The sequence below is a fragment of the Haloferax volcanii DS2 genome (assembly GCF_000025685.1).
Lineage (GTDB): Archaea > Halobacteriota > Halobacteria > Halobacteriales > Haloferacaceae > Haloferax > Haloferax volcanii.
On record NC_013967.1, the window covers coordinates 363,478 to 385,555 of the forward strand.

The following is a 22,078-nucleotide window of genomic DNA, read 5'->3' on the forward strand; positions in this document are numbered from 1 at the left end:
TCCGACTGTCGACCCTCCGCCCCCATGTCACTGGGTGCCGTGGCCGAAGCTATTACCAGACGCAATACCCATTATGCCACGTAATGGACCAGCAGGACCCAGTCGAGCAGGCGTCCGACGGCTCGGACGACCTCTACGACATCGCCACGTGGGAGGAACGAACCTCGGTTGACGGGCTGGCGGTCGCGCTCTACCGGCTGCTGGTCGCGTCGACGCGAGTGGTCGTCATCCTCGCCGCGCTGCTCATCCTCGTCGGTATCGGCGGCCTCTCGGCGCTCACCGACCCGCAGGTCGGCGCGCTCACCCTGCTTTCGGCGCTGCCGGCGCTCGCGCTCGCCGGCTACGTCTACTACTCCGACGTGACCCAAAACGAGCCGCTTTCGATGCTCGTGGTGACGTTCCTCCTCGGCGTCCTCACGGCCACGTTCGCGGCGATTCTCAACTCGCTTCTGAGCAACGTCGGCCAGACCATCGCGGGCGAGTTCCAGCTGGCGCTCGGCTTCCTCGGCAGCGTCGTGTTCTACTTTCTCGTCGTCGGGCCGGTCGAAGAGACCGTCAAGCTCCTCGCGGTCAGGCTGTACGCCTACTCTCACGACAGCTTCAACGCCGTCATCGACGGGGCCGTCTACGGCGCGATGGCCGGCCTCGGCTTCGCCACCATCGAAAACGCGCTGTATATCACTCGGAATCTCAGTTCTTCAGGGCTCGATGTGGGTTCCGGCGGCGTCGGCATCATCGCCGCCGGCGGGACGATTACCGCGGTCCGAGCGCTCGCCGGGCCGGGGCACGTCATCTACTCGGCCATCGCCGGCTACTACCTCGGCCTCGCCAAGTTCAACAAGGAGAACGCCGGCCCCATCGTCATCAAGGGCCTCATCCTCGCGGCGCTGGTCCACGCGACGTACAACTCGACGGTCGGCCTCGGCTCGACCGTCATCGCGGGGATAACCGGCCTCGGCGGTCTCGCGGCCTTCCTCGTCTACGTCATCATCTACGACGGCGTCTTCGGGCTCTACCTCATCGGGAAGCTCCGCCGGTACAGTCAGGCCTACCACAGCGCCCACGCGTCCGGTCCGAGCGCGGCGTCGTTCAGCTCGGAGCGAACCGAGTTCGAGGACTGAAGCGAGGCGGCGACGGCGCGGGAACGTACGAAACGAAAGAACCGGCCGCCCTACTCGACGACCAACCGCTCGGCGTAGCCGTCGAGCATCGATTCGACGTACTTCGCCACCACGTCCACCTCGACGTGAATCGGATCACCGACCGCCTTTTCGGAGAGCGTCGTCAGGTCGTAGGTCGTCGGGATGATGGCCACGGCGAAGGTGCCTTCGCGGCGGTCCGCCACGGTGAGGCTGATGCCGTCGAGACAGACCGAGCCCTTCTGGACGACGTAGTTCGCCAGCGACTCGGGGAGGTCGAACTCGAAGAACCAGTCGTCGCCGACGCGTTCGACGTTCGTGACCGTCGTCGTCCCGTCGACGTGGCCCTGCACGATGTGGCCGTCGAAGCGGTCGTCGGCCGCGAGGGCGCGTTCGAGGTTGACGCGGTCGCCTTCGACCGCATCACCGAGGTAGGTCTTCTCGATGGTTTCGGCCGCGAGGAACACCTCGAACCAGTCGTCACCGAACGCCTCGACGGTCAGGCAGACGCCCGAGACCGCGATTGACTGGCCGTGGTGGAGGTCGTCGAACGCGAGGTCGGTTCGGATACGGAGGCGGCGACCGCCGTCGGTGTCGGTCACAGCGACGATTTCGCCCGGACCCTCCACGATTCCCGTGAACATACCCGCGGCTTCGGTCGGGTGCAGTTAATGCCTATCGTTTCCGTTCTTCATCACGTTTTCGTGACTCTTTCGCCCATACAATTTTACCGTCATCGTCCGGAGAGTCGGTATGGACGTTCTGGCCCGACTGCGGAGCAGTTTCGTCACCGGCCTCATTCTCGTGACCCCGCTGGCCGTGACCGTGTTCGTCCTCCAGTTCGCGTTCAACCGCATCACCGCCGCGCTCCGCCCGGTCGTCCGTGAAGTGACGCCCTTCCTCGCCGGGGCGCTCAACTACTCCGGCGACATCGTCTTCATCTCGCAGGTGCTGTCGGCGCTCACCATCGCCGTGGCCATCTCGCTTCTCGGCTACCTCGCGTCGATGAGCCTCGGTCAGCGGCTCTTCGGGAGCTTCGAGCGCGGCGTTCGGCTCCTGCCGCTCGTCCGCACCATCTACTTCGGCGTCCGGCAGGTGTCGGAGTCGCTCACCGAACCCGACCGCCGGGGCGCTCGTCATGGTCTCGGCCGACGAGATTCGCGAACTCGACATGCCGGTCCGCCGCGGTCTCCGGCTGCTCGTCACCACGGGGCTGAGCGTCGACGACCCCGAGACGCTCCCCTCCGGCCCCGCGGGGTACGACCCCTCGAACGGCGAGGACGGCGTCCGGGCGGAGACTGACCAGCGTCGCAGCGCGGGCGAGAGCCGGGCCGAGTGAGTTACACGCCCCAGATGAGGGCGATGCCGGCGGTCGTGACGACCGCGAGCAGGAGTTGGAGCGGCGCGCCCACGCGGAGGTAGTCGGTGAATCGGTAGCCGCCCGGCCCGTACACCATGAGGTTCGTCTGGTAGCCGATGGGCGTCATGAAGGCCGTGCTCCCGCCGAACGTGACCGCGAGCGCGAAGCCGAAGGGGTCGGCACCGAGGCCGAACGCGGTGTCGATGGCGACCGGGAGCAGGAGGACGACGCTCGCGACCGGGGTGATGACGTTCGCTAGCAGCCCCGTGAGCAGGTAGAACGCGGCGACCACGGCGATGACGGGCAGGTAGGTCGCGGCGACGCCGACGAACTCAGAGATGAGCGCGACGCCGCCGGTCAGTTGGAGCGCCCGGCCGAGCGGGATGACGCCCGCCAGCAGGAAGATGACGTTCCAGCTCACCGCGTCGTAGGCGTCGCTCGCGGACAGACAGCCGAGCGAGACCATCGCGGCGACGCCGCCGAGCGCGGCGATGGCGATGGGGACGACGCCGAGCGCGGCCAGCCCGATGACCGCCGCGACGACGGCGAACGCCCGGAACGCCGTGGGCGACAGCCCGCCGTTGTCCTCGATGAACTCGTCTGCGACCTCGCTCGTCACGACGAAGTCGCCGCTGTCGCGGAGATACCGCGCCGGCGGACCGCGAGCACGGTCGCGTCGTACCGCTCGCGGAGTCGCGCGCCGCCGACGGTCTCGCCGACGAGGCCGGATTCTCGGGGGACGACGAGTTCGACGAGCGCCACGCGGTCGGGTCGGTCGAGTTCGGCGTCGGTGACCGACGCCCGCGGGAGAGATCGCAGGCCCGCGAGGTCGCAGAAGCGCCGAATCGTCGCCGGGTCGCCCCGGACGGTCAGGATGTCGCGGGCGGCCACCTCGCGGTCGGAGTCGGCCGCGATGAAGTGTTCGCCGCCGCGGAGCACGTCGAGGATGTCCACGTTGAGGTCGCGGTAGGTGTCGTCCGACACCTCGCCCGCGGGGATGCCGACGAGCGGCGACCGCGCGGGGACGAGCACGCGGGCGAGAAACGGCTCGACGCCGTAGTTGCCGGTTCGGTTCCCGGGCTCGATTCGCTCGGGGAGGAGCCGCGGCGCGACCGCAAGCAGGTAGCCCGCGCCGACGACGAACACGAGCGCCCCGAGCGGCGTGAACGTGAACATCGAAAACGGCGGCAGTCCGGTGGCCTCGGCGTAGGCCTCGCTGGCGACGAGGTTCGTCGCCGTCCCGACGAGCGTGAGCGTGCCGCCGAGCATCGAGGCGTACGAGAGGGGAATGAGGAGCTTCGACGGCGAGACGTTCGCCTGGTCCGCGAGGTCCGACACCATCGGCACGAACACCGCCACGACCGGCGTGTTGTTGACGACGCCCGCGATGGGGCCGGTGAGGCCGACGACCGCGGCGAGCAGTCGGCTCTCGCTGCCGTTCGTGAACGAGGCGACCGCGTCGCCGAGGACGCGAATCGCGCCGGTCTGTCGAACCCCCTCGCTGAGGGCGTACATCGAGAGGATGGTAATCGTCGCGGCGCTCGAAAACCCCGACAGCCCCGTCTGGAGGCCGACTCGCGTCCACGGTTCGAGGACGACCAGCGCGACGATGACGCCGATGGCCGTCACGTCCGTCGGGGCCGCCTCCGTCACGAACAGCGCCATCGTGACGACGACGAGGGCGAAGACGACGAGCATTCCGGACGTGACGGCGACCATGCGGGCAGTCGACTCGGCGGCGGCTTAATGCTACCCCGCGCGACTGTCGGCCGCGGCGACGGGTCGCTTGCCGCCGGCGTCCCATCGGCGCTCGCGCTCACTCGCTGGGCGCGACGCTTTTAGTCGCCCGCGGTGTAGCCTCGGGCGATGCGACTCGGAATCATGGAGATGGTCGGTCTCGCGGCGACCCTCATCTTCGCCATCCCCGTCGGCGGCTTCGGCCTCACGCTCCTCGCCGACGGGCGGACCGCCTTCGGCGGCGCGATGCTCCTTCTCGCGGTGCTCATGGTCGCGCTCCCGAAGTTCCTCACCATGCCGCAGGACCTCCCCTCGCTCGCGGCCGAGAAAGTCGTCGGCGGCGTTGCGAAAGAGCCGGACAACGAGGAATAACTACCAGCGACTCGGGTCGAGACCGGTCGGCGCGCCGCCGAGCAGCCGCGGGCCGTCGTCACCGACGACCAACACGTCGGTCAGTTCGACTCGCCCGTGGTCCGCGTGCGTGACCGCGGCGCGGACGCGCAGGACGTTGCCGGCGACGAGTTCTCTGTCGCCGTCGAGCGGCGGGTCCTCCCGGGCCGCGAGGCCGATGCCGCCGCCCACGTCTCTCGTCACCTCGTCGGCCATCGAGAAGCCGAACGCGGCGGTCTCCGCCCGGAGTTCGCTCCCGAGGAAGCCGGCGTCGTCGCCGGGGTCGGCCTCGGCCAGACTGACTTTTCTGGCGGCGTCGCAGGCGACGTGCGCCCGGCGCTCCCACCCGCCGTCGGGGTCGACGACGAACGTGCGAGCCAGCGCGCCGCGGTAGCCGGTCGGTCCGCGCGGGCCGACCGAGACGACGATGGGTTCGCCCGGTCGGAGTTCGACCGGCTCGCCCCCGCCCCCGTCGCCTCGGGGTCCCGCGCGAACCGTCGTCGCGCCCGCGGCATCGACGCCCTCGGCCGCGAGCGTCGCGTTCACCTGCCGGCGGAGTCGCTCGGTCGACAGCGGTGCGCCGTCCCAGTGGAGGACGGACTGTTCGTCGTCGCCGTTGTCGTCGCCGTCGTCAGCTTCCTCGACCGTCGCCGCCGACAGTATCGCGGCGGCGCGCCCGACGCCGCGAGTCGCCGCGCGCTGAGCGGCCTCGATGGCGTCGCGCTCGGCGTCGTCTTTCACGGCGCGGGCGGCTTCGACCGCCGGGGTCGACGCGAGGTCGTAGCCCGCCGATTCGAGGTGGAGCGCGGCGTCGTGCGGAACCGTCCGCGGCGCGAGGACGGTCCCGTCGGAAGCGCCGTGTTCCGCGAGGACGGCCGCGGCGGCCGTCCCCGGCGGCCTGTCGTCGACGCGGACCGAGGCGACCGGGAGCGACGGCGGTTCGACGGTCGAGGGGACTCGGAGATGCGTCTCGCCGTCAACGCGGACGAACACGAGGTCGCAGTCGAACTCGCGGCCGGTGAGGTAGCGACTCGTCGGGTCGGCACCGCGGGAGACGGCGACGAAGCCGACGGCGTCTCGCTCGGACACGGCGGCGTCGATGGCGTCGCCGCCGCGCGGACTCCACCGCACGGGACGTTACGCCTCTGGTTCGGGCGCGGGCAGTTCCTGCGCGTCGTCGACGAGTCCCTGCGCGGGTTCCTCGCGAATCTCGTTGTGGAGCAGGACGCTGATGGGGAGCGTCGGCGCGCCGGTGACGAGGTTTTCGAGGACGATGAGGCGCTCGCGGGCGCGGGACATCCCGACGTAGAAGACGCGGCGCTCGTTGTCGGTGATGAGCGGGACGGGGCTCGTCGTCGCGGTGAACTCCTCGATGCCGCGGGCTTCGAGCTCCTCGTCGGAGACGGACGCCGCCATCTGCTCGACCACCTTCTCGGTCAGGTCGGTCGCCATGAACACGTGGTCGGCCTCGCGACCCTTCGCGGAGTGGATGGTGCCGACGCGGACGCGACTGGGGTCCATCTCCTCGTAGCCGCCGCCGAAGTACGCGTTAACGGACTTGCGCTGGAAGCTCGTCACCTTGCGGACCATGTCGCTCGCGGACGAACTGTCGGGGGCGAACGGTGCGAAGTTCTTGATTTCCTTCGGCGTGAACTCGATGTTCGTGATGTCGTCGACGCCGACTTCCTCCTGTCTGTCGTCGATGGCGTCGAAGAGGTCGTCGCGGTCGTTCGTGCCGAACGCGGAGTCCTGGAGCATGTCCGCGAGGCGACGGGCCTCCAGCCCGTTGACGGGCTCTTCGGCGTCGAGCGCCTCGACCGCGCGGACGTACTGCGTGAGCCGGTCGGTCCACATGCGCTGGTCGGTCAGCGTCGAGAAGGGGATGCCCGACGGGAGGAACTCGTCGATGAACTGGAACATCTGGTAGCGCGCGCGGAACAGCACCATCACGGTGCCCTCGTCTTTCTCGACGGTGTAGCGGACGTTCCGGGCGAGTTCGAGCATCGACGGACTCTCGACGGCCTCGACCGCGCCGCCTTCCTTGCGCGGCTTGAGGTCCTTCTCCTGTCGCTTGTCGATGTGGCGAATCTCTCGGTTGACGACGTTGAGGACGTTCGACGGGAGGCGGTAGGAGTTCGGCAGAATCTCGTCGTTGTCGCGTTCGGCGTCGAGGAGGAGGTTCGGGTCCGCGCCCTGCCACGCGTAGACGACCTGGTCGTCGTCGCCGGCGATGAGGACGCCCCGCATGTGGGGCTTCCACTCCTCGTACACGTCGTACTGGAGGGTCGTGATGTCCTGGAACTCGTCGATGACGAGGTAGTCGACGTTGGGGACGAGCGCGCGCTGCTTGACGCGTTCGAGCATGTCAGCGAATCCGACCAGCCCGTGTTCGCCCTTGTAGGCGCGCCACGCGCGGATGGCCTCGGGGATGTCGATGCGGTCGTCGTCGGACGGCCACGTCGGCGTGTACTTGTTCCCTTCCTGCGCGTTCGGGTCGACTTCCGGCGGGAGGCGGACCTCCTCGACGTTCCACTGGAACGGCACGTCGTACCAGTCGGACACGTCGCGGCGGGTGCGCTGGAGCCACTGGCTCGTGGCGATGACCTTGTTCCCGATGGTGGTCGAGCGGGCGGTCCGACGGCCCGCGCCGCCGTACTCGTCTTCGAACTCGACGCCGTAGTCCTCGCAGAACTCCTGTTTGTCGCTCTCGCCGACCACGTCGTTCCGCGAGAGGCTCAAGAGTTCGTACGCCTTCGCGTGCATCGTCGAGACGTTCCCCTTCAGCGACCGGGGGTTGATGTCGAGTCGCTCAGCGAGTCGGTCGCGGACCTCGGCCGCCGCGGCTCGGGTGTAAGAGACAACGAGAATGTCGCGGATGGTGACGCCGTCTTGTTCGAGAATCTCCTCGACCTTGTCGAGCAAGGCCGTGGTCTTCCCGCTTCCCGGGCCGCCGAACAGCCGGGTGACGGTCACGTCGGATTCGCTCATTGTGCACGTTCACGGCCTTATCGGTGATAAGCGACGTGCTTCTGACGAGGGCGAACGCGCCCGGAGCAGTCGTACTCGCCGGGCGTTCGCGGACGGCTCACCGAACGGGTGAGAAACCGTCGAGAACAGGTGCTTGTGGCTTGGTCAGTTCGGACGCGTCAGGCCTCCGGCACCCACCCGCAGACGGAGCAGGTCGCCGCGCCCATGTCGTGCAGGGCCCCGCAGTCGGGACACTGCAACTTGTTATAGGATCGGTCCCAGCGTGCCGGTTCTGTCTCGTGACCGCGGTCGGTCAAGAACTGGTCGAACAAGTCGTCACTGGGTGCTGAGGCCATACATGGTATGATATGTCATGCCTCTATTTAGTTCCTACGACAACTCCGAGTCGTCGAAAACCGGGCGACTGCGGCGGACTGTTCCGCTCGTTTACAGGTCGTACAGCGCGCCGTATTTCGACTCGACGTAGTCGAGGAAGTCGTCGGCGGCGAACGCTTCGCCGGTGGCTCGCTTCACGAGGTCGTTCGTCTCGTAGCGCCGACCGTGGCGGTGGACGTTCTCCCGGAGCCACTCCCGGAGGTCGCCGAACTCGCCGTCGGCCAGTTTCCCGTCGAGGTCGTCGATGTCCTCCTCGGCGGCCGAAAACAGTTGGGCGGCCATGATGGAGCCGAGCGAGTAGGTCGGGAAGTAGCCGAAGTTCCCGTACGCCCAGTGGATGTCCTGCAGACAGCCCTCGGAATCGGTGTCCGGCCGGATGCCGAGGTACTCCTCGTACTTGTCGTTCCACGCCTCCGGCACGTCCTCGACGGCGAGGTCGCCGGCGATGAGTTCGCGTTCGAGTTCGAACCGGATGACGATGTGCAGGTGGTAGGTCAGTTCGTCCGCCTCGACGCGGATGAGGTTGTCGTCGTACACCTGATTGGCGGCCTCGTAGGCCTCTTCGACCGTCGCGTCGACCTCCGGGAACCGGTCTTCGAGCGTGGGCAGGAAGTGCCGCCAGAAGGCCCGCGAGCGCCCGACGTGGTTCTCCCAGAGCCGCGACTGCGACTCGTGGACTGAGAGGTTGCGGTTCTCACCGAGCGGCGTCGCGTAGTGTTCGTCCGGCAGGCCGAGCGTGTACAGCGCGTGGCCGAACTCGTGGACGGTCGAGAACAGCGACCCGAGCACGTCGGACTCGTCGTAGCGGGTCGTCACGCGGGCGTCGAACTGCGTCCCCGACGAGAACGGGTGCGGGGCGGTGTCGAGGCGGCCGCGCTCCCACGGGTAGCCGAGCGTCGAGAGCGCGTCGCGGACGAGCGTCTCCTGGTCTTCCTCGGGGAACTCGCCCTCGAAGGCGTCCACCGCGAGGTCGACGTCGGACTCGCGGATGTCCTCTATCATCGGGACGAGCACCTCGCGCACCTCGGCGAGAATCTCCTCGGCCTGTTCGAGGGGCAGACACGGCTCGTAGTCCTCGAACAGCACCTCGTAGGGGTCGCGGTCGGGGTCGATGTGCTCGGCGTACTGCCGCTTCAGTTCGACGTGCTTCTCCAGATGCGGCGCGAACGTCTCGAAGTCGTCTTCGGCCTTCGCCTGCTTCCACGCCGGGATGGCCTCCGAGGACGCCGCGGAAATCTTCTCGACGAGGTCGTTCGGCACGCGGGCCGCCCGCTCGTAGTCGCGGCGGAGTTCGCGCAGCACGTCGGCCTGCTCGTCGGTCGGGTCGTCGGCCTCGGCCGAGTCGAGGAGTTCTCCGAACTCGTCGTCGGTCAGGAGTTCGTGGCTCAGCGCCGACAGCGCCGACATCTGCTGGGAGCGCGCGGGCGTCCCCTCGTCGGGCATCATGACCTGCTGGTCCCACGAGAGGATGCCGCCGGCGTTCTCGACGTTGGCGATTCGCTTGTACTTCTGGAGAAGCTGGTCGTACGGCGATGCGTCTTCGGTGGGGGATTGTGCCATATGATATCAGGTCGGTCCGGAACCGTAATAAAATGAAGGAGATGCGAATTATAGTCCGTTGTTGTTCATTCGGGTGCTATCAGATGTGAAACCTCAAACCCATGGTGAATAGATAGTATGCCGACTTCGTTCAATCGACAGTGTCGGTTGTTGGGCTTGCTTATTCACCGTGTCGCGAGGTGAGTAACTAGACCTCACTGTTCGCCAACAATTTCCTCATTATGATACCGTAATAACTCGGTCGAAATATGGTGGTCTGAGTCCACGGCTAACTGTCTATCAGAGAGTGCTGAAGTGTGGGTATGTTCCAATTCAAGCGATTCTGGAGAGACACTTACGACACCATTGTCGAAGTCCGTGTGATGGTTTGGACACAAGACTAGCATGTTTGATCTTTTGTCTGGTCCACTATGTGGCTCACCGAGAGGGACGATATGGTGAACTTCTGAGTACCGAGTACCGTCGTTCCGAAGTAACGTGGTTCCACACACCTGGCACTTATCGTCGTAGAGACGTTTCAACTCGTTGACTACCTCGCGATCGCGTCGTACTCTGTCGAGGACCGTCTGGTATCTTCCTATGTCTTCGTACAGTTCCGGTTCAACCTGTACTGGGTCGAAGTCTTCTCGTGGGAATGGGTCGGTACGTTGCCTCGTTTTGGTGTCTTCGTCTCTATTCTCTTGCAGCAGGAGCTCGTCGCTCCAGATTTCTTCGAAGTAGGAAGGGTTGTACTCTCGTTTTCGGAAGGGCCCTCCCGTTCGGTCGCCAACGTATAGGCAGTCACAGAGCAACTTGTAGAACCCTGTCTTCGTCGTGTGTACGTCCTCCTCGAACCGTGGGAGAATCGATTCGAGCATCAGTTCAGAGTGCTGTCTGAGGACGATAGAGTGCGGCAACAGTGTCTCGATAATCTTCCTCACATTTTGATGGGCAGTGAAATAGACCTGAAAATCGTGCCGCGTCGAGGAATTACCGTAGTCAATGCCTGTCGATTCACAATAGTCTAGTGCATAGTCGACGAGTTGTTTACTCACCCCTGTCAGATGCATTCGTGCAATTGGGTACATCGTGTACCCAATTCGAACTTCGTCCGTTTGCGCGATGCTCGCACGGTAGCGGCAAATTCCATCAAACAAGCCAGCAAACCACTTTTCTGAATACCCAGATCGGCATCGTCCATCTGGCAGAGGAAGCGAGTCCACTCTCGACGGACGGACGTCGTACTCGTCGCTGAAGTCCTGCGGTGTGGTGTGATTCCGGCCTCTCGGACGCCATCCATGCCGGAGTTCGTCACGCGTGATGAGCAGTTGATAGACGTCTTCGGCTGTCAACAATTGCCCACCGAACTGGTTGTCAGACAGGCTGGTCACGAACGCTAATTCGTTGGCTAACTGCGCAGAGTGCCCGGCGAGATACTCATCAAGTTGTTGCAACTCACTATGCTGGTCAAGCAGAAAATACGATATCGAGTAGTCACCGTCGACAAATCGAGTGCTGTCGTACGATTGGCTGTCGAGAAACATACCCAGTACGTCACGGCGTGCTGTCGACTCGTAGGTCCGAATTCGGAGCGAAGGACGGACGGTGAATTTGTTGTCGGGCTGGGAGTGGATATTGAATTGTACCCTCCCAGTGGCGTCTAAGAGCCCAGCGACGTACTCCGGAGAAAGGACCTCTTCGGTTTCATTCATTTACCAGACGGTGACAGTATGATTAAATGATAGTTGTGGTTGAACGTCTCTGTTGACATCCTTGGAGTCGCCGCCACCGGCTACTTACCTCTCCCCAGGCCCGAAATCACCAATTTGCCACGAGCGCGCGGTACGTCTCGTAACACCGCGCCAGCACGTCGAGCGACACGCTCTCGTCTTTCGTGTGCGCCTCGCCCGGCTCCGAGGGGCCGTAGACGACGCAGGTCGTCCCGGCCTGCGCCAGCCATCCGGCGTCGGTCGCGTGGGGCTTCGTCGTCTGCTCCGGCTCCGCGTCGCTGCGGGCCTCGTGAACCGACCGGGCGGCGTCGAGGACGCGCTCGGCGAAGTCGGCGTCGTCGCACGCCATCGGCGGGAGGTCCTGTTCGACGACCCACTCGACGCCCTCGAGTTCCGCCGTCCGCGCGAGGTCAGCAAAGCCGCCGGGGACGGTCCGCTCGTCGAGAGTCACCTCGCAGCGGTCGGGGATGACGTTCCACGCGCTCCCGCCGTCGATTTCGGTGACGGCGATGCTCCCCGAGACGGGGTGGTCGAGGACCTCGGCGTCCGGCACGGAGAGACCGCGAACCACGTCCACGGCGTCGGTCGCGCGGTAGACGGCGTTCTCGCCGCGCTCGGGTCCGCTGGCGTGGCAGGCGGTCCCAGACGCGACGAGGGTGCTCGCCCGGCGGCCCCGGTGGGCGACGGCCACGTCCGTCCGGTTCGGTCCCGAGTAGTTCGTCGAGCCCTCGGCGACGACGGCGTAGTCGAGTTCGAAGCCGTCGTCGAGGGCGGCGCGGACGCCCTCCCCGCCGATTTCCTCGCCGACGAACGAGGCGAAGGCGACCTCCGAGTCGGCGTCGGCGGCCGCGTCGCGGAAGGCGAGCATCGACGCCGCGACGGCACCTTTCATGTCCGCGGCCCCGCGGCCGTAGAGGCGGCCGTCGCGGGTCTCGACCACGTAGTCGCCGCTGTCCGTGGTCTGCCGGTCGGCCGGCGGGACCACGTCGTGGTGGCCGACGAGCGCGAGCGACTCGCCGACGCCGGGGTTGACGCGGGCGACGACGTTCCCCGCGTCGTCTCTGGCCACGTCGGCGTCGGTCTCCTCGCGGAGCCACGCTTCGATGGCGTCGCCGGCGGCGGTCTCGTCCTCGTGGCTCGGCACCGACACGAGCGTCTCCGTGAGGTCGCGGAGTTCGTCCATGCCGGCCCGTCGGCGGGTCGCTCCAAAAGCGTGTGCGTCCGGCAGTCCGCACGCAGGTCCGCCGCGATGCGGTCGGGCACTCCCTCGCGCCGCCTCGCGGGGAGACCGTTATCAAATTCCGAGAATACCCGGTCCGGCTTATGACGTATACCCCACACGTCGGAGTATGCGACTCGTCTCGACGTACGAACGGTTGCTCTGGGGAAGCATGGACGCGCTCGGTATCTCGGGTTCGGTCGAGAGAAAGGTCGTCGCCGCCGTCGCCATCCAGTTCGTGGTCTCGCTCGCGCAGGCCGCGCTTCCGTGGGTCGCGACCGGCGCGCTCCGGCTCGAACTCTCGGCACTCCTCCTGTTCGGTGCCGGCCTCGCGTTCGTCAACACGATTATCATCACGCGAAAAGACATCGTCTCGCCAATCGAGTCCATCTCGTCGGCGGCCGCGGGCGTCGCGGCGGGCGACCTGTCGGTCCGCCCCCCGGACGTGAGCGGCACCGACGAGGTGGCCCGCCTCGCCGACGACTTCGGCGCGATGCACGACCACCTCTGCGTCGTCGCCTCGCAGGCGGGCGCGCTTGCTGACCAGCGGTTCGACGACCCGGCGCTCGACGAGAACTTACCGGGCGAGTTCGGTGACGCGCTCGACCGGATGCAGCGCGACCTCGCGGACTACACGCGCAACCTCCAGCACCTCGTGGAGGCGTTCGCGGAGGCGACTTCGCGGGCGCAGGCGGGCGACCTCACCGCCACCATCGACACCGACGACTGGGGCGTCGACGACGAGCGATACGAGGAGGTCGCGGCAACCTACAACGACCTCGTCCGCACCCTCTCGTCGACCATCGGCGAGGTGCAGTCGTTCGCACAGGAGGTGTCGGAGATGAGTTCGACCGCCCGCGAGCACGTCCGCCGGGCCGACGCCGCCAGCGAGGAAGTCGCCGCCTCGGTCACCGAAATCTCCGACGGCGCGGGGACGCAGACCGAACACCTCCAGACGGTCTCCGACGAACTCAACACGCTCTCCGCGACCGTCGAGGAGATAGCCGCCTCCGCCGACGAGGTCGCCACCACGGCCGAGACGGCCTCCGACCGCGGCGAGGTCGGCCGCGCCGCCGCGACCGAGGCGATGGAGGAGTTAGACACCGTGGAGGCCCGCATCGCCCGCACCGCCGACGCCGTCGCGGAACTCACCGAGAGCATCGAGGAGATAGACGAAATCGCGGCGTTCATCGACCACGTCGGCTCGCAGACCGACCTGCTCGCCATCAACGCGGCCATCGAGGCCGCCCACGCGGGCGAGGCCGGCGACGGCTTCGGCGTCGTCGCACAGGAGGTCAAGTCGCTCGCCGAGGAGACCCGCGACTCCGCCGACGAGGTATCGGGCCTCATCGCAGACATCACCGAGCACTCCGAGGAGACGCTCGCCGACGTGCGGGAGATGAACCGGCAGGTCGCCGACAGTCTGGAGACGGTCACGGAGGCCATCGGCGAGTTCGAGACCATCGTGGACATGGTGACGGATATCGACGCCAGCGTGGCCGAGGTGAGCGCCGCGACCGACCAGCAGGCCGAGTCGGCGGCGGACATCGCCGCCCGCGTCGACGACGTGGCGAACATCTCCGAGGAGACCGCCGGCCAGTCGCGAACCGTCGTCGAGACCGCACAGGAGCAGTCCGAGTCCATCGGCGACCTCGCGGACCAAACCGAGGTGCTGTCGTCGCAGGCCGCCGACCTCGACCACCTCGTCGAGTCGTTCGAGGTGGTCGACGGCGAGCGAGCCGTCGCGCCGGGCGACGACTGAGTCGGGGTCGCAGGACGCGGGGCGCGGAACGCGGGACGCGGTACCACCCGACGACCCGCCGGCGGTGTCACCGCTTTTATCTACAACCTTATCCGTCACCCGCCCAAACTCACGCGCATGAAGATAGTGCCGGACACGAGCGCGGTCATCGACGGTCGCGTGTCCGAGCGAGTCGACGACGGCACCTACGAGGGTGCCGACGTACTCGTCCCCGAGGCGGTCGTCAGCGAACTCGAATCGCAGGCCAACGACGGCCGTGACACGGGCTGGGAGGGCCTTTCGGAGCTCCAGCGCCTCGCAGAGTTCGCCGACGACGGCGTCATCGACCTCAACTACGTCGGCCGTCGCCCGAGTTCGGGCGAGACGAAAGGTGCCGGCGAGGGCGACATCGACGCGCTCATCCGCGACATCGCCACCGAGCGGTCGGCGACGCTCCTGACGAGCGACGTGGTGCAGGCCGAAGTGGCGAAGGCGAAGGGCGTCTCGGTCGAGTACGTCGAGGCCGCGGTCCGCGGCTCCGGCGGGCTCATCATCGAGCGCTTCTTCGACGACCAGACGATGTCGGTCCACCTCAAGACCGACACCCGCCCGAAGGCCAAACGCGGCGCGGTCGGCGAGATGCACTACCAGCCCATCGCCGACGAGCCGACCGACGAGGCGACGATGAAGGAGTGGGCCGACGACATCGTCAACTCCGCTCGCGCCGCCACCGACGGCTTCGTCGAACTCTCCGAACCGGGCATGGACATCGTCCAGTTCCGCGACTACCGCATCGCGGTCGCCCGCCCGCCGTTCGCCGACGGCATCGAAATCACCGCCGTCCGGCCCATCGTCAAGACCGAACTCGACGACTACGAGTTCGCCGACGAACTCCGCGACCGACTCGCCGAGCGCCAGCGCGGCGTCCTCATCGCCGGGTCGCCCGGTGCCGGGAAGTCCACGTTCGCGCAGGCGGTCGCCGAGTTCCTCAACGACAGCGACTACGCAGTCAAGACGATGGAGAAGCCGCGCGACCTGCAGGTCGGTCCCGACATCACCCAATACACCGCCCTCGGCGGCGATATGGCGAAGACGGCCGACTCGCTGCTGCTCGTCCGCCCCGACTACACCATCTACGACGAGGTCAGAAAGACCGAGGACTTCTCGGTGTTCTCCGACATGCGTCTGGCGGGCGTCGGCATGGTCGGCGTCGTCCACGCCACCCGCGCCATCGACGCGCTCCAGCGCCTCGTCGGCAGGGTCGAACTCGGCATGATCCCGCAGGTCGTCGACACCGTCGTCTACATCGAAGACGGCGAGGTCCACACGGTGTACGACGTGCGCACCGAGGTCAAGGTGCCCGAGGGCCTCTTCGCGGAGGACCTCGCCCGCCCGGTCATCCAGATTCGGGACTTCGAGAGCGGCACGCCGGAGTACGAGATTTACACGTTCAACCGGCAGGTCGTCACCGTCCCGCTCGGCGAGGGCGGAGAAGAGAAAGAAAGCGGCGTCTCCCGGCTTGCGAAACAGGAGATCGAACGCGAGATTCGCTCCATCGCCCGCGGCCACGTCGACGTCGACTTGCAGGGACAGAACCGGGCGGTCGTCTACGTCGAGGAAGACGACATCTCCTACGTCATCGGGAAGGGCGGCGGCCGCATCTCGGACGTGGAAGACCGACTCGGAATCGACATCGACGTGCGGACCCACGACGAGAAGCCCTCGTCGTCGGGGCAGCACGCGGGCGCGAACGCCGGCGGACAGTCCGGCGCGTCAGCCTCCGCGGGCGGGGCCGACGAGGGCGTCGTCGTGACGCCCGAGGTCACCTCGCGGCACGTCGTCGTTCGGATGGACGGCCACGTCGGTGAGACGGTCGAGGTCCGCGCCGACGGGGAGTACCTGTTCACGGCGACGGTCGGTCGCGGCGGCGACATTCAGGTCTCCCGCGGCAGCGCCATCGCCGAGGAACTGGAGAACGCAATCGACAGAAAACAGCAGATTACGGTCGTTCCGGCCTAACAGAACGGCCGAATCGTCGTTTTCGTCGGTCGGAGTTCGACCGGGTCGACACGTCGCAACTGGTCTCTTACGACACCGACTGCGAAGCGTGCGGTGGTTCCGCGGCGGTTCTGATTATTCGGCGCAGCAGGCCTTTTCCTTGCCGCCGTCGGCTTTGGCCTGCGCCTGCTGCGGCGCGAGATCGGTCAACTGATAGAGGTTCTGTCGGGCGTCGGCGAAGTAGACGTCCTCGTCGACGATACCGATTCCCTCCAGTCGTTCGAGCGCGTAGCGAACAGTTCGCGCCGAGAGCATCGACTCTTCGACGATGCCTTTCTGGGTGAGCGGACCGTTGTATTCGAGCACTTTGAAAACAAGCTTCGCACTCGGTGGGAGGTCGTCGAGACTCTCCTCTTCTGTTCCAGCCATCGTTACGAATCGAAACGCGCTACCAGCATAAACCTTGTTGGCCTGCGACCGGCCGACAACGCTTTATCCGCGGGGCGGCGGGAGGAACGAACGCCTTTTGACGCCGGATATCGCACGGGAACACATGGCCACGGAAACGCAGACCGGACTCTCCAGTCACATTCGCGGAGTGACGGTCACGACACTCGCCTGCCTCGCCGGCATCGCCGCCGCGGTGGTTTCGGGTGCTGTGGTGGGGACGAGTCCCGAGGCCGCGACCAATCAGTTGGCCGTGGGTATCCTCGGGGCGCTCGTCCTCATTCAGTTCCCCGTGCTTCGCGTCGTCGGCGTCGACGTCAACGGGTTCGGCGCGAAGGACTACCTCTACGTGGTGTTCATGACCTTCGCGCTCTGGTTCATCACGTTCGCCATCCTGCTGACTTCGGGTGTTCAGCTCTAACGATGGCCGACGATAGTATCGCCGTCGTCGACTTGGACCGGTGTTCCCCGGACCGTTGTAGCTACGAGTGCTCGAACTTCTGTCCGCCGAACCGGACGGGCAAAGAGTGCATCACGCTCCGCGGCGAGGACGCCGAGCAGGGCGGCCCCGACCAGGTGCGCATCTCCGAGGAAATCTGTCTCGGCGAGACCTGCGGCATCTGCGTCGAGAAATGCCCCTTCGATGCAATCGAAATCATCAACCTCCCGTCGGAGCTCGACGAGGAGCCGACCCACCGCTACGGCGAGAACGCCTTCTCGCTGTACGGGCTTCCGGTCCCCGAGGCCGGCTCGGTCACGGGCATCCTCGGCCCGAACGGTATCGGGAAGACGACCGCCGTCCGCGCCCTCGCGGGCGAGATGGTCCCCAACCTCGGCAACTACGACGACGACCCGACGTGGGAGGCCGTCCTCGACCGCTTCCGCGGGACCGAACTCCAGAACTACGTCGAGCAGGTCCGCGACGGCGAGGTCTCCATCGCGCGCAAGCCGCAGTACGTCGACCAGATTCCCAAGCAGTTCGACGGGACGGCGCGCGAACTCCTCGAAGCGACCGACGAGCGCGGCGCGCTCGACTCCTACATCGACCGCCTCGACATCGGGCCCGTCGTCGACAACGACATCGAGACGCTCTCCGGCGGCGAACTCCAGCGAGTCGCCCTCGCGGCGACGCTCGCCCGCGACCGCGACTTCTACTTCCTCGACGAGATTTCGCCGTACCTCGACATCGGCCAGCGCGTCACCGCCGCGCGGCTCATCCGCGAACTCGCGGAGGACGAAGACCGCGCGGTGCTCGTGGTCGAACACGACCTCGCCATCCTCGACCTGCTCGCCGACACGCTCCACGTCGCCTACGGTGAGCCCGGCGCGTACGGTGTCATCACCGACCCCAAGTCGGTCCGAAACGGCATCAACGAGTATCTGAAGGGCTACCTCTCGAACGAGAACATGCGCATCCGCCCGGAGGCCATCACCTTCGAGGAACACGCGCCGCGGGAGACGACGAAGGCCGAACCCCTCGTCGAGTACCCCGACCTCGCCAAGTCCTACGGCGACGGCGAGTTCTCGCTCGAAGTCGAATCCGGCACCATCTACAACGGCGAAGTGCTCGGCGTCGTCGGCCCGAACGGTATCGGGAAGTCGACGCTCGCACAGCTGTTTACGGGCGACCTGACGCCCGACGCGGGCGACCTCGACTTCGCGCTCGACATCTCCTACAAGCCGCAGTACATCGAAATCGACCAGCCGATGCGGGTCGACGCGTTCCTCTCGTCCATCACCGACCAGTTCGGTTCGTCGTACTGGAACACCGAAATCGCGAACCCGCTCCAGCTCAACCGCATCATGGAGCGCAACCTCACCGACCTCTCCGGTGGCGAGCGCCAGCGCGTCGCCATCGCGGCGTGTCTCTCGCAGGACGCCGACCTCTACCTGCTCGACGAGCCGTCGGCCCACCTCGACGTCGAACAGCGCGTGCAGGCCACCTCGGCCATCCGCCGCTACGCTGAGAATCACGACGCGACGGTCATGGTCATCGACCACGACATCTACATGATGGACCTGCTCGCGGACCGCCTGATGGTGTTCGACGGCGAGCCGTCCATCGAGGGCCACGCCTCGAAACCGCAGGAGATGCGCGACGGCATGAACGACTTCCTGTCGGACCTCGACATCACGTTCCGCCGCGACGAGCGCACCCAGCGCCCGCGCATCAACAAGCCCGACTCGCAACTCGACCGCGAGCAGAAGCGCGCCGGCGAGTACTACTACGCCGAGTAGCGACCCGGTCGCCCGTTCGCGTTTCCGTCACGCTTCGGTCCTTTTTCGCACCTACTGGCCCCCGGTTACACGCCGCGCCGCGAGTGACTCCGATGTTACTACGGACGTTTTCACGGCCACGCTCGAAGACGGGGGTATGACGAACGATTCCCCATCCGACGGCTCGCTCACGGACGACACCCACCTCGATCGGGTCGCGCTCCGCGTCGGCTCGCTCGACCGCGTCGTCCCGTTCTACCGCGACGTGGTCGGCCTCGCGGTCGAGCGCGAACGCGACGGGTCGCGGGCGGTGCTCTCGGCCGGCGAGACGCCCGTCGTCGTCCTCGACGAGGACTCCGACGCCCCCGAGCGCGGTCGCCGGGAGGCCGGGCTGTTCCACCTCGCGGTTCGCGTGCCCGACCGCGGCGCGCTCGGTGACGTGCTCGCCCGCGCCCGAACCCGCGCCAGCGACACGGGTGCGACGCTCTCCGGCGCGTCCGACCACCTCGTCAGCGAGGCGCTGTACTTCCGCGACCCGGAGGGCAACGGCGTCGAGGTCTACCGCGACCGCCCGCGCGAGGAGTGGCCGTGGACCGACGACCGCCGGGTGTCGATGGACACGCTCCCGCTGGACCTCGGTGCGCTCGCCGACGACGCCGCCGGCGACGAGGTCGCGCCCGCCGGCACCGACCTCGGCCACGTCCACCTCGAAGTCACGAACGTCCCTCGTTCGCGGGATTTCTACGTCGACGCGCTCGGTATGCGCGTCCGCGACGAGGGTTACCCCGGCGCGGCGTTCGTCGCCGCCGGCGAGTACCACCACCACGTCGGCCTGAACAGCTGGAATACCCGAAGCGCCCCGGCCGGCGGGAGCCGCGGCATCGAGTGGTTCGAAATCGTCGTCCCCGACGCCGCGACGCTCGACGCGGTCCGCGAGTCGCTGGTCGACGCCGGCCACGAGATCGAACAGGACGGGTCCGACGAGTCCGGGTCCGGCGACGGCGACGCGACTGACGCGGCCGACGCGTCAACCGCGACCGAGTCGCTCGTCCTCTCCGACCCCGACGGAATCGGCGTTCGCGTCGTTCGCAGCCGCTGACGCGTCGGGTTTCCCGAACGAATAATTTTGTCGCTGGTCGCCCAACGCGACGGTATGATAGCGAGCGATTCGAGCGAGCGCCGTCGCGGGCTCACCCCCCGGAGCCCGGCGTTCGACGACGGATGCCCGATACCCCGCCCCCACGGCTACGCGGCCGCAAACGAGAGTCCGCCGCTCCGCATCGGCGGCGTGCCACCCGGGACCGCCTCGCTCGCCCTCGTGATGGACGACCCCGACGCGGTGAAACCCGCGGGCGAGGTGTGGGACCACTGGTTCGTCTGGAACGTCGCCCCCGAGACGGACGCCATCGCGGCGGGCGAGACGCCACCGGGCGCGGTCGAGGGAACGAACAGCTACGGCGAGCGGGGCTACGGCGGCCCGAACCCGCCGGACGGCGAGCACACCTACCGGTTCCTGCTGTACGCGCTCGATGCACCCCTCGACCTCGACGCGGGCGCGACGAAGGCCGACCTGAAGCGCGCCATCGCGGGACACGTCGTCGCCGAGACGAAACTGGCCGGGAGCTACGCGCTCTGACCCGGCCGAAAACGGGTCCCTCGCTCACCGGCCGCCATCGGACTCCACGACCGCGCCGTCGCCGTCGTCGCCCACCAGAAGCGTCACGTCGTAGCCGAAGGCTCGAATCACGTCGAGGTTCGTCCGCACGTGGTCCGTGACGGCGGGAATCCGCAGGCGACCCCCGGCGAGCGCGACCCAGACGAGCAGCTGGTCGGCCATGTGTCGGTCCACGGGCGCGTCGCCGCCGAGCCAGTCGAGGAACGACGCGGCCGCCCGCGACCCGACCGCCTCGGCCGGCGTGCCGCGCTCGCCGTAGGCGTCGAAGCCGGCGACGACCGACTCGGAGCCGTCGCCGGCGCGCTCGTCATCCTCTCCCCGCGCGACGGCGACCACGACCGACCCGGGCGAGTCGCTTTCGACCGACGAGACCGCGGCGCGAACCGGGAGGTCGACGCCCGCTTCGGCGAGCGCGTCGCGGACGCCTTCGACCTGCCGTTCGGCCACCGCGGCGGCCGCGAGCGAGCCGCTTTCGACCGAATAGACCCGGAGTTCGTCGGGGTCCGCGCGGCGGTCCAGCGCCAGCGGGGTCGGCTCGGCCGGTTCGATGCGGAGCGAAAGCCTGCCGCCGCCGGCCGGGTAGAAGCCGCGGCGGGGCACCGAGACGCCGAACTCGACGCCGAACCTCGAACACAACGGGCGCTTCACGTGCCGGTGGTAGTCGGCCGGCGGCGACCACCGAACGTCGGTGCCGCCGGTGACGGTGAGCGAAAGCGGGTCGTCGAGGGCGACGGCCGCCGGGAGCACCGTCTCACAGACGAGCGTCGCGCTCCCGGCCGTGCCGACGGCGACCTCGACGGGGTCGGTTCGGACGCGGTCGGGCGAAAAGCGGAGCGTCGAGGAGCCGACCTCGCCGCCCTCGACCGCGGCGTTCGAGACGGCCGCCGCGACCGAGACGCAGGCGACGTGCTGGGCCTTCAGTCCGGGCGTCGAGCGGTTCCCGCGGACGTTCGTCATCTCGAACGATTCGCCGGTGACGAGCGAGAGCGCGAGGGCGGTTCGCAGGGGTTGACCGCCGCCGTTTCGGCCGTCCAGTCGTCGCATTCAGCGGACGACGGTGACGGGGCAGGACGCCCGTTCGACCAGTTCCTTGGCGACGCTGCCGACCAGCCCCTCGTAGCGCTTCGAGAGGCCGCGGTGGCCGACGAAGATGCCGTCCGCGTCCGCCTCGTCGGCGTAGGTCGGAATCGCCTCGACGGGGTCGCCGTAGAGGAGTTCCGTGGCCGCGTCGACGCCGGCGTCGGCGGCGCGTTCGGCGGCCGCGTTGAGGACGCGTTCGGCGCGCGACTCCGCGTCTTCGAGGCTCTCGGCGACGATGCGGTCGCCCGTCCCCGCGACGCCCGCGACCGGCCCCTCGCCGCCTTCGACGAGGACCTGCGGTTCGACCGCGTGGACGATTGTGACCGTCGCACCCAGCGGTTCGAGCATCGAAAGCGCGTGGTCGAGCGCTCTGTCGGCGGCCGCAGAGCCGTCTACTGCAACGACGAAGTTCATACCTGAATACAGGTGCCGAGACGAGAAAA

Annotated in this window: 18 protein-coding genes and 2 pseudogenes; 9 read left to right on the forward strand and 11 right to left on the reverse strand. The window is 67.3% G+C overall.

From position 1 onward, the window contains the following. Positions 1-83: 83 nt before the first annotated feature. Positions 84-1,121 carry a PrsW family intramembrane metalloprotease gene (locus tag HVO_RS06665; protein ID WP_004044516.1) on the forward strand — a complete coding sequence of 346 codons (1,038 nt, stop codon included), beginning with the start codon at positions 84-86 and terminating at the stop codon, positions 1,119-1,121. Positions 1,122-1,171: 50 nt separating this feature from the next. On the opposite strand, the gene HVO_RS06670 is transcribed toward HVO_RS06665, so the two are convergent. Beyond that, positions 1,172-1,783: a riboflavin synthase gene (locus HVO_RS06670; RefSeq protein ID WP_004044515.1), complete on the reverse strand. Its 612-nt coding sequence runs from the start codon at positions 1,781-1,783 to the stop codon at positions 1,172-1,174. Positions 1,784-1,892: 109 nt separating this feature from the next. Between HVO_RS06670 and HVO_RS06675 the strand changes: the two are divergent. Next, a pseudogene (locus HVO_RS06675) lies at positions 1,893-2,478 on the forward strand (DUF502 domain-containing protein). Position 2,479: 1 nt separating this feature from the next. Here the strand turns inward: HVO_RS06675 and HVO_RS06680 are convergent. After that, positions 2,480-4,218: pseudogene (locus HVO_RS06680) on the reverse strand (SLC13 family permease). Positions 4,219-4,365: 147 nt separating this feature from the next. On the opposite strand from HVO_RS06680, the gene HVO_RS06685 reads away from it, so the two are divergent. Beyond that, entirely contained in the window at positions 4,366-4,608 is a 243-nt protein-coding gene (locus HVO_RS06685) for a DUF7533 family protein (protein WP_004044511.1), read from the forward strand. On the opposite strand, the gene HVO_RS06690 is transcribed toward HVO_RS06685, so the two are convergent. From HVO_RS06690 to HVO_RS06710, 6 genes are all read right to left on the reverse strand, one after another. Then, positions 4,609-5,757: a M24 family metallopeptidase gene (locus tag HVO_RS06690; RefSeq protein ID WP_004044510.1), complete on the reverse strand. Its 1,149-nt coding sequence runs from the start codon at positions 5,755-5,757 to the stop codon at positions 4,609-4,611. A gap of 6 nt (positions 5,758-5,763) precedes the next feature. Beyond that, positions 5,764-7,614 (reverse strand): UvrD-helicase domain-containing protein, encoded by a 1,851-nt coding sequence (locus HVO_RS06695; protein WP_004044509.1) that lies wholly within the window; start codon positions 7,612-7,614, stop codon positions 5,764-5,766. A gap of 158 nt (positions 7,615-7,772) precedes the next feature. Further along, positions 7,773-7,949, reverse strand: coding sequence for an HVO_0416 family zinc finger protein (locus HVO_RS21470; protein WP_004044508.1), 177 nt, complete (start codon positions 7,947-7,949; stop codon positions 7,773-7,775). A 91-nt stretch (positions 7,950-8,040) separates the two neighbouring features. Further along, on the reverse strand, positions 8,041-9,549 hold the full coding sequence (locus HVO_RS06700; RefSeq protein WP_004044507.1) for a carboxypeptidase M32: 1,509 nt from the start codon (positions 9,547-9,549) through the stop codon (positions 8,041-8,043). A 194-nt stretch (positions 9,550-9,743) separates the two neighbouring features. Next, entirely contained in the window at positions 9,744-11,240 is a 1,497-nt protein-coding gene (locus tag HVO_RS06705) for an HNH endonuclease (protein ID WP_004044506.1), read from the reverse strand. Between the two features lie 106 nt (positions 11,241-11,346). After that, positions 11,347-12,441, reverse strand: a complete 1,095-nt coding sequence (locus tag HVO_RS06710) for a M20 family metallopeptidase (protein ID WP_004044505.1) — start codon at positions 12,439-12,441, stop codon at positions 11,347-11,349. A gap of 166 nt (positions 12,442-12,607) precedes the next feature. Here HVO_RS06710 and HVO_RS06715 point away from each other — a divergent pair, with 166 nt between their 5' ends. Together HVO_RS06715 and HVO_RS06720 are read left to right on the forward strand one after the other, a co-directional pair. After that, on the forward strand, positions 12,608-14,239 hold the full coding sequence (locus tag HVO_RS06715; protein ID WP_004044504.1) for a methyl-accepting chemotaxis protein: 1,632 nt from the start codon (positions 12,608-12,610) through the stop codon (positions 14,237-14,239). A gap of 117 nt (positions 14,240-14,356) precedes the next feature. Beyond that, positions 14,357-16,237 carry a PINc/VapC family ATPase gene (locus HVO_RS06720; protein ID WP_004044503.1) on the forward strand — a complete coding sequence of 627 codons (1,881 nt, stop codon included), beginning with the start codon at positions 14,357-14,359 and terminating at the stop codon, positions 16,235-16,237. A 114-nt stretch (positions 16,238-16,351) separates the two neighbouring features. On the opposite strand, the gene HVO_RS06725 is transcribed toward HVO_RS06720, so the two are convergent. Next, positions 16,352-16,645: a MarR family transcriptional regulator gene (locus tag HVO_RS06725; protein ID WP_004044502.1), complete on the reverse strand. Its 294-nt coding sequence runs from the start codon at positions 16,643-16,645 to the stop codon at positions 16,352-16,354. 124 nt (positions 16,646-16,769) lie between these two features. On the opposite strand from HVO_RS06725, the gene HVO_RS06730 reads away from it, so the two are divergent. The 4 genes from HVO_RS06730 to HVO_RS06745 all read left to right on the forward strand — a co-directional run bounded on the left by HVO_RS06730 (position 16,770) and on the right by HVO_RS06745 (position 20,516). Then, on the forward strand, positions 16,770-17,084 hold the full coding sequence (locus HVO_RS06730; RefSeq protein WP_004044501.1) for an EMC6-like membrane protein: 315 nt from the start codon (positions 16,770-16,772) through the stop codon (positions 17,082-17,084). Between the two features lie 2 nt (positions 17,085-17,086). After that, positions 17,087-18,901: a ribosome biogenesis/translation initiation ATPase RLI gene (locus HVO_RS06735; RefSeq protein ID WP_004044500.1), complete on the forward strand. Its 1,815-nt coding sequence runs from the start codon at positions 17,087-17,089 to the stop codon at positions 18,899-18,901. A 136-nt stretch (positions 18,902-19,037) separates the two neighbouring features. Next, complete coding sequence (locus HVO_RS06740; RefSeq protein WP_004044499.1) at positions 19,038-19,979, forward strand: VOC family protein; 942 nt, start codon at positions 19,038-19,040, stop codon at positions 19,977-19,979. 54 nt (positions 19,980-20,033) lie between these two features. After that, on the forward strand, positions 20,034-20,516 hold the full coding sequence (locus HVO_RS06745; RefSeq protein WP_013035599.1) for a YbhB/YbcL family Raf kinase inhibitor-like protein: 483 nt from the start codon (positions 20,034-20,036) through the stop codon (positions 20,514-20,516). A gap of 24 nt (positions 20,517-20,540) precedes the next feature. Here HVO_RS06745 and rtcA read toward each other — a convergent pair whose 3' ends face one another. Beyond that, positions 20,541-21,599 carry an RNA 3'-terminal phosphate cyclase gene (rtcA, locus tag HVO_RS06750; RefSeq protein WP_004044497.1) on the reverse strand — a complete coding sequence of 353 codons (1,059 nt, stop codon included), beginning with the start codon at positions 21,597-21,599 and terminating at the stop codon, positions 20,541-20,543. Then, positions 21,600-22,049: a universal stress protein gene (locus tag HVO_RS06755; RefSeq protein ID WP_004044496.1), complete on the reverse strand. Its 450-nt coding sequence runs from the start codon at positions 22,047-22,049 to the stop codon at positions 21,600-21,602. It abuts the gene before it with no gap. Positions 22,050-22,078: the final 29 nt, after the last annotated feature.

What these genes read in the sequence shown, in the direction of transcription:
- HVO_RS06665 (WP_004044516.1), top strand. Translation starts at nt 84, where the DNA reads ATGGACCAGCAGGACCCAGTCGAGCAGGCGTCCGACGGCTCGGACGAC.
- HVO_RS06670 (WP_004044515.1), bottom strand. Translation starts at nt 1,783, where the DNA reads ATGTTCACGGGAATCGTGGAGGGTCCGGGCGAAATCGTCGCTGTGACC.
- HVO_RS06685 (WP_004044511.1), top strand. Translation starts at nt 4,366, where the DNA reads ATGCGACTCGGAATCATGGAGATGGTCGGTCTCGCGGCGACCCTCATC.
- HVO_RS06695 (WP_004044509.1), bottom strand. Translation starts at nt 7,614, where the DNA reads ATGAGCGAATCCGACGTGACCGTCACCCGGCTGTTCGGCGGCCCGGGA.
- HVO_RS21470 (WP_004044508.1), bottom strand. Translation starts at nt 7,949, where the DNA reads ATGGCCTCAGCACCCAGTGACGACTTGTTCGACCAGTTCTTGACCGAC.
- HVO_RS06700 (WP_004044507.1), bottom strand. Translation starts at nt 9,549, where the DNA reads ATGGCACAATCCCCCACCGAAGACGCATCGCCGTACGACCAGCTTCTC.
- HVO_RS06705 (WP_004044506.1), bottom strand. Translation starts at nt 11,240, where the DNA reads ATGAATGAAACCGAAGAGGTCCTTTCTCCGGAGTACGTCGCTGGGCTC.
- HVO_RS06710 (WP_004044505.1), bottom strand. Translation starts at nt 12,441, where the DNA reads ATGGACGAACTCCGCGACCTCACGGAGACGCTCGTGTCGGTGCCGAGC.
- HVO_RS06715 (WP_004044504.1), top strand. Translation starts at nt 12,608, where the DNA reads ATGCGACTCGTCTCGACGTACGAACGGTTGCTCTGGGGAAGCATGGAC.
- HVO_RS06720 (WP_004044503.1), top strand. Translation starts at nt 14,357, where the DNA reads ATGAAGATAGTGCCGGACACGAGCGCGGTCATCGACGGTCGCGTGTCC.
- HVO_RS06725 (WP_004044502.1), bottom strand. Translation starts at nt 16,645, where the DNA reads ATGGCTGGAACAGAAGAGGAGAGTCTCGACGACCTCCCACCGAGTGCG.
- HVO_RS06730 (WP_004044501.1), top strand. Translation starts at nt 16,770, where the DNA reads ATGGCCACGGAAACGCAGACCGGACTCTCCAGTCACATTCGCGGAGTG.
- HVO_RS06735 (WP_004044500.1), top strand. Translation starts at nt 17,087, where the DNA reads ATGGCCGACGATAGTATCGCCGTCGTCGACTTGGACCGGTGTTCCCCG.
- HVO_RS06740 (WP_004044499.1), top strand. Translation starts at nt 19,038, where the DNA reads ATGACGAACGATTCCCCATCCGACGGCTCGCTCACGGACGACACCCAC.
- HVO_RS06745 (WP_013035599.1), top strand. Translation starts at nt 20,034, where the DNA reads ATGATAGCGAGCGATTCGAGCGAGCGCCGTCGCGGGCTCACCCCCCGG.
- rtcA (WP_004044497.1), bottom strand. Translation starts at nt 21,599, where the DNA reads ATGCGACGACTGGACGGCCGAAACGGCGGCGGTCAACCCCTGCGAACC.
- HVO_RS06755 (WP_004044496.1), bottom strand. Translation starts at nt 22,049, where the DNA reads ATGAACTTCGTCGTTGCAGTAGACGGCTCTGCGGCCGCCGACAGAGCG.